The 5482-nt window shown below is 55.2% G+C and carries 2 rRNA genes; both read right to left on the minus strand.

Going from position 1 to position 5482, the window contains the following annotated elements:
• Window positions 1-173 precede the first annotated feature (173 nt).
• Window positions 174-3309: ribosomal RNA gene (locus TVB01_RS16425) — 23S ribosomal RNA — on the minus strand.
• Window positions 3310-3778: 469 nt separating this feature from the next.
• Window positions 3779-5307 (minus strand): 16S ribosomal RNA (locus TVB01_RS16430).
• The 16S and 23S rRNA genes sit together here, the layout of an rRNA operon.
• Window positions 5308-5482: the final 175 nt, after the last annotated feature.

Genomic DNA, 5482 nt, shown 5'->3' on the forward strand with positions numbered 1-5482 from the left:
TGGCGGGTAAATCAGTGGATTACACGATAACCGTGTATTCAATTATGTTCCTGCAACCAAGGTCAACCCGGCCGGGTTGTTGGTTGGGAACCACATAGTGGACGCAAGCAGCATGATCGCAACACCCTGTACGTTGGGAAACCGTTTGAAGTCGTGTTTCCCCAGGTGTTGTTGTGGTGTAAGTTATCGGCCTATTAGTACCGGTCAGCTTCACGGGTCTTTAGTCCCCGCTTCCACATCCGGCCTATCAACCCAGTGGTCTGGCTGGGGGCCTCTCACACACAAGGTGTATGGAAATCTCATCTCGAAGCAGGCTTCCCGCTTAGATGCTTTCAGCGGTTATCCCATCCGAACGTAGCTAATCAGCGGTGCACTTGGCAGTACAACTGACACACCAGAGGTTCGTCCGTCCCGGTCCTCTCGTACTAAGGACAGCCCTTCTCAAATTTCCTGCGCGCGCAGCGGATAGGGACCGAACTGTCTCACGACGTTCTAAACCCAGCTCGCGTACCGCTTTAATGGGCGAACAGCCCAACCCTTGGGACCTACTCCAGCCCCAGGATGCGACGAGCCGACATCGAGGTGCCAAACCATGCCGTCGATATGGACTCTTGGGCAAGATCAGCCTGTTATCCCCGAGGTACCTTTTATCCGTTGAGCGACGGCCATTCCACAATGTACCGCCGGATCACTAGTCCCGACTTTCGTCCCTGCTCGAGATGTCTCTCTCACAGTCAAGCTCCCTTGTGCACTTACACTCGACACCTGATTGCCAACCAGGCTGAGGGAACCTTTGGGCGCCTCCGTTACTCTTTAGGAGGCAACCGCCCCAGTTAAACTACCCATCAGGCACTGTCCCTGACCCGGATTACGGGCCGAAGTTAGATATCCAGTATGACCAGAGTGGTATTTCAACGATGACTCCACCCGAACTGGCGTCCGGGTCTCACAGTCTCCCACCTATCCTACACAAGCCACACCGAACACCAATACCAAACTATAGTAAAGGTCTCGGGGTCTTTCCGTCCTGCTGCGCGTAACGAGCATCTTTACTCGTACTGCAATTTCGCCGAGTTTATGGTTGAGACAGCGGGGAAGTCGTTACTCCATTCGTGCAGGTCGGAACTTACCCGACAAGGAATTTCGCTACCTTAGGATGGTTATAGTTACCACCGCCGTTTACTGGGGCTTAAATTCCCAGCTTCGCCCGCAAGGGCTAACCGGTCCTCTTAACCTTCCAGCACCGGGCAGGAGTCAGTCCGTATACATCGTCTTGCGACTTCGCACGGACCTGTGTTTTTAGTAAACAGTCGCTTCCCCCTGGTCTCTGCGGCCCACACCCGCTCCGGAAAGCAAGTTTCCATCACGGGGCAGGCCCCCCTTCTCCCGAAGTTACGGGGGCATTTTGCCGAGTTCCTTAACCATAATTCTCTCGATCGCCTTAGTATTCTCTACCTGATCACCTGTGTCGGTTTGGGGTACGGGCGGCTAAAACCTCGCGCCGATGCTTTTCTAGGCAGCATAGGATCACCGGATTCCCCCGTTCGGGGGTCCCATCAGATCTCAGGTGCGTCATCAAAGACACAGTGACGGATTTGCCAATCACTGACCCTACATCCTTAGACCAGGACAACCATCGCCCGGCCCGGCTACCTTCCTGCGTCACACCTGTTAATACGCTTACCTCCCAGGTTACGGTCCCGCGCTCCACCAAAACCCGGAACACCACAAGGGTGCACGGGCAGGTTTCGGGCGGTTAGTATCCCCCGCTTGGTATGGGCGGTTTTTCGCCGGTACGGGAATATCAACCCGTTGTCCATCGACTACGCCTGTCGGCCTCGCCTTAGGTCCCGACTTACCCAGGGCAGATTAGCTTGACCCTGGAACCCTTGATCATTCGGCGGACGGGTTTCTCACCCGTCTTTCGCTACTCATGCCTGCATTCTCACTCGTGTAGGCTCCACCACTGGTTTACACCGCAGCTTCACTGCCCACACGACGCTCCCCTACCACTCCAGACGGCTGAACCACGAAGGCTTACCAATAATCTGAAATCCACAACTTCGGCGGTGTACTTGAGCCCCGCTACATTGTCGGCGCGGAATCACTTGACCAGTGAGCTATTACGCACTCTTTCAAGGGTGGCTGCTTCTAAGCCAACCTCCTGGTTGTCTGGGCAACTCCACATCCTTTCCCACTTAGCACACGCTTAGGGGCCTTAGTTGGTGGTCTGGGCTGTTTCCCTCTCGACTATGAAGCTTATCCCCCACAGTCTCACTGCTGCGCTCTCACTTACCGGCATTCGGAGTTTGGCTGACGTCAGTAACCTTGTAGGGCCCATCGGCCATCCAGTAGCTCTACCTCCGGCAAGAAACACGCAACGCTGCACCTAAATGCATTTCGGGGAGAACCAGCTATCACGGAGTTTGATTGGCCTTTCACCCCTACCCACAGCTCATCCCCTCCATTTTCAACTGAAGTGGGTTCGGTCCTCCACGACGTCTTACCGTCGCTTCAACCTGGCCATGGGTAGATCACTCCGCTTCGGGTCTAGATCACGCCACTCACTCGCCCTGTTCAGACTCGCTTTCGCTACGGCTTCCCCACACGGGTTAACCTCGCGACGTAACACTAACTCGCAGGCTCATTCTTCAAAAGGCACGCTGTCACAGCAACAAGGCTGCTCCAACGGTTTGTAGGCACACGGTTTCAGGTACTATTTCACTCCCCTCCCGGGGTACTTTTCACCTTTCCCTCACGGTACTTGTCCGCTATCGGTCATCAGGGAGTATTTAGGCTTACCAGGTGGTCCTGGCAGATTCGCACGGGATTTCTCGGGCCCCGTGCTACTTGGGATCCTCTCCAAGCGGCAGCATACATTCCGGTTACGGGGCTAACACCCTCTACGGCCTGGCTTTCAAACCAGTTCACCTATGCACCTGCACTCACTTCACCAGTCCGGCAGAACTGATACGGAAAGTCCCGCAACCCCAGTGATGCAACGCCCGCCGGCTATCACACACCACTGGTTTAGCCTCTTCCGCGTTCGCTCGCCACTACTAACGGAATCACTGTTGTTTTCTCTTCCTGCGGGTACTGAGATGTTTCACTTCCCCGCGTTCCCTCCACGCACCCTATGTGTTCAGATGCGGGTCACCCGGTCACTCGCGCGCCGGGCGGGGTTTCCCCATTCGGACATCCTGGGATCAACGCTCGGTTATCAACTCCCCCAGGCTTATCGCAGATTCCTACGTCCTTCTTCGGCTCCTGATGCCAAGGCATCCACCGTGTGCCCTTAAAAACTTGACCACAAAGATCAACAATTAATATCGCTATCGAGAAAACCATGGAAAACCAGTACAAGACCGGTCACCAGGTTTATCTGAAATTGCACTTAATAATTTTTAAGATGCTCGCGTCCACTATGTAGTTCTCAAACAACAACCCCGTCACACCCATCCACCAGACCAGGCACCCCGCAAAAAGGGGGAACCAGCGGCCGGCCTCCGGCATGCGCAGGAAAAACCAGAAACAACAGATCCTGTTGCCTCAGGACCCAACAGTGTGCCAAACGATACCCACCGGGCACCCCGGCCAGCTGTGCTTTCCAACCCCCAGGGGGGCGTACTCACCAGCCGGACAGAACCCGGAAGAACCTATTTATTGATATTCCACCCTTGAGCACCCACCGGAGAACAAACGTCTCCGACATGGGCATCTCCTGCAAAGCACACATCCAACACTGTGGAAGGACCTGCCACTTTGAGGTGCTCCTTAGAAAGGAGGTGATCCAGCCGCACCTTCCGGTACGGCTACCTTGTTACGACTTAGTCCCAATCGCCGGTCCCACCTTCGACGGCTCCCTCCCACAAGGGGTTAGGCCACCGGCTTCGGGTGTTACCAACTTTCGTGACTTGACGGGCGGTGTGTACAAGGCCCGGGAACGTATTCACCGCAGCGTTGCTGATCTGCGATTACTAGCGACTCCAACTTCATGAGGTCGAGTTGCAGACCTCAATCCGAACTGAGACCGGCTTTTTGGGATTAGCTCCACCTCACAGTATCGCAACCCTTTGTACCGGCCATTGTAGCATGCGTGAAGCCCAAGACATAAGGGGCATGATGATTTGACGTCGTCCCCACCTTCCTCCGAGTTGACCCCGGCAGTCTCCTATGAGTCCCCGCCATAACGCGCTGGCAACATAGAACGAGGGTTGCGCTCGTTGCGGGACTTAACCCAACATCTCACGACACGAGCTGACGACAACCATGCACCACCTGTAAACCGGCCACAAGTGGGGAGCGTATTTCTACGCTTTACCGGTTCATGTCAAGCCTTGGTAAGGTTCTTCGCGTTGCATCGAATTAATCCGCATGCTCCGCCGCTTGTGCGGGCCCCCGTCAATTCCTTTGAGTTTTAGCCTTGCGGCCGTACTCCCCAGGCGGGGCACTTAATGCGTTAGCTACGGCGCGGAAAACGTGGAATGTCCCCCACACCTAGTGCCCAACGTTTACGGCATGGACTACCAGGGTATCTAATCCTGTTCGCTCCCCATGCTTTCGCTCCTCAGCGTCAGTTAATGCCCAGAGACCTGCCTTCGCCATCGGTGTTCCTCCTGATATCTGCGCATTTCACCGCTACACCAGGAATTCCAGTCTCCCCTACATCACTCTAGTCTGCCCGTACCCACTGCAGACCCGGGGTTGAGCCCCGGGCTTTCACAGCAGACGCGACAAACCGCCTACGAGCTCTTTACGCCCAATAATTCCGGATAACGCTTGCGCCCTACGTATTACCGCGGCTGCTGGCACGTAGTTAGCCGGCGCTTCTTCTGCAGGTACCGTCACTTTCGCTTCTTCCCTGCTGAAAGAGGTTTACAACCCGAAGGCCGTCATCCCTCACGCGGCGTCGCTGCATCAGGCTTCCGCCCATTGTGCAATATTCCCCACTGCTGCCTCCCGTAGGAGTCTGGGCCGTGTCTCAGTCCCAGTGTGGCCGGTCACCCTCTCAGGCCGGCTACCCGTCGTCGCCTTGGTGGGCCATTACCCCAACCAACAAGCTGATAGGCCGCGAGTCCATCCAAAACCGCATAAAGCTTTCCACCACCATGGCATGCGCCAGATGGTCGTATCCGGTATTAGACCCGGTTTCCCAGGCTTATCCCGAAGTCAAGGGCAGGTTACTCACGTGTTACTCACCCGTTCGCCACTAATCATTCTGTGCAAGCACAGAAGTCATCGTTCGACTTGCATGTGTTAAGCACGCCGCCAGCGTTCATCCTGAGCCAGGATCAAACTCTCCGTAAATGTGTTACAGACACACAACCGGAGCCAAGGAAAATTGGCTGCACAGTCATGCACTAAATTCGAAACCAGCTAAAAAAGCTGCTCCAGCCCACGGGGTGGGCCGAACAGCCAGTTCAACCAATCAAAATAATTGGTATCAATAAACTTGGCACACTATTGAGTTCTCAAACAACAG

The organism is Arthrobacter sp. 7Tela_A1 (assembly GCF_049311065.1).
Lineage (GTDB): Bacteria > Actinomycetota > Actinomycetes > Actinomycetales > Micrococcaceae > Arthrobacter_B.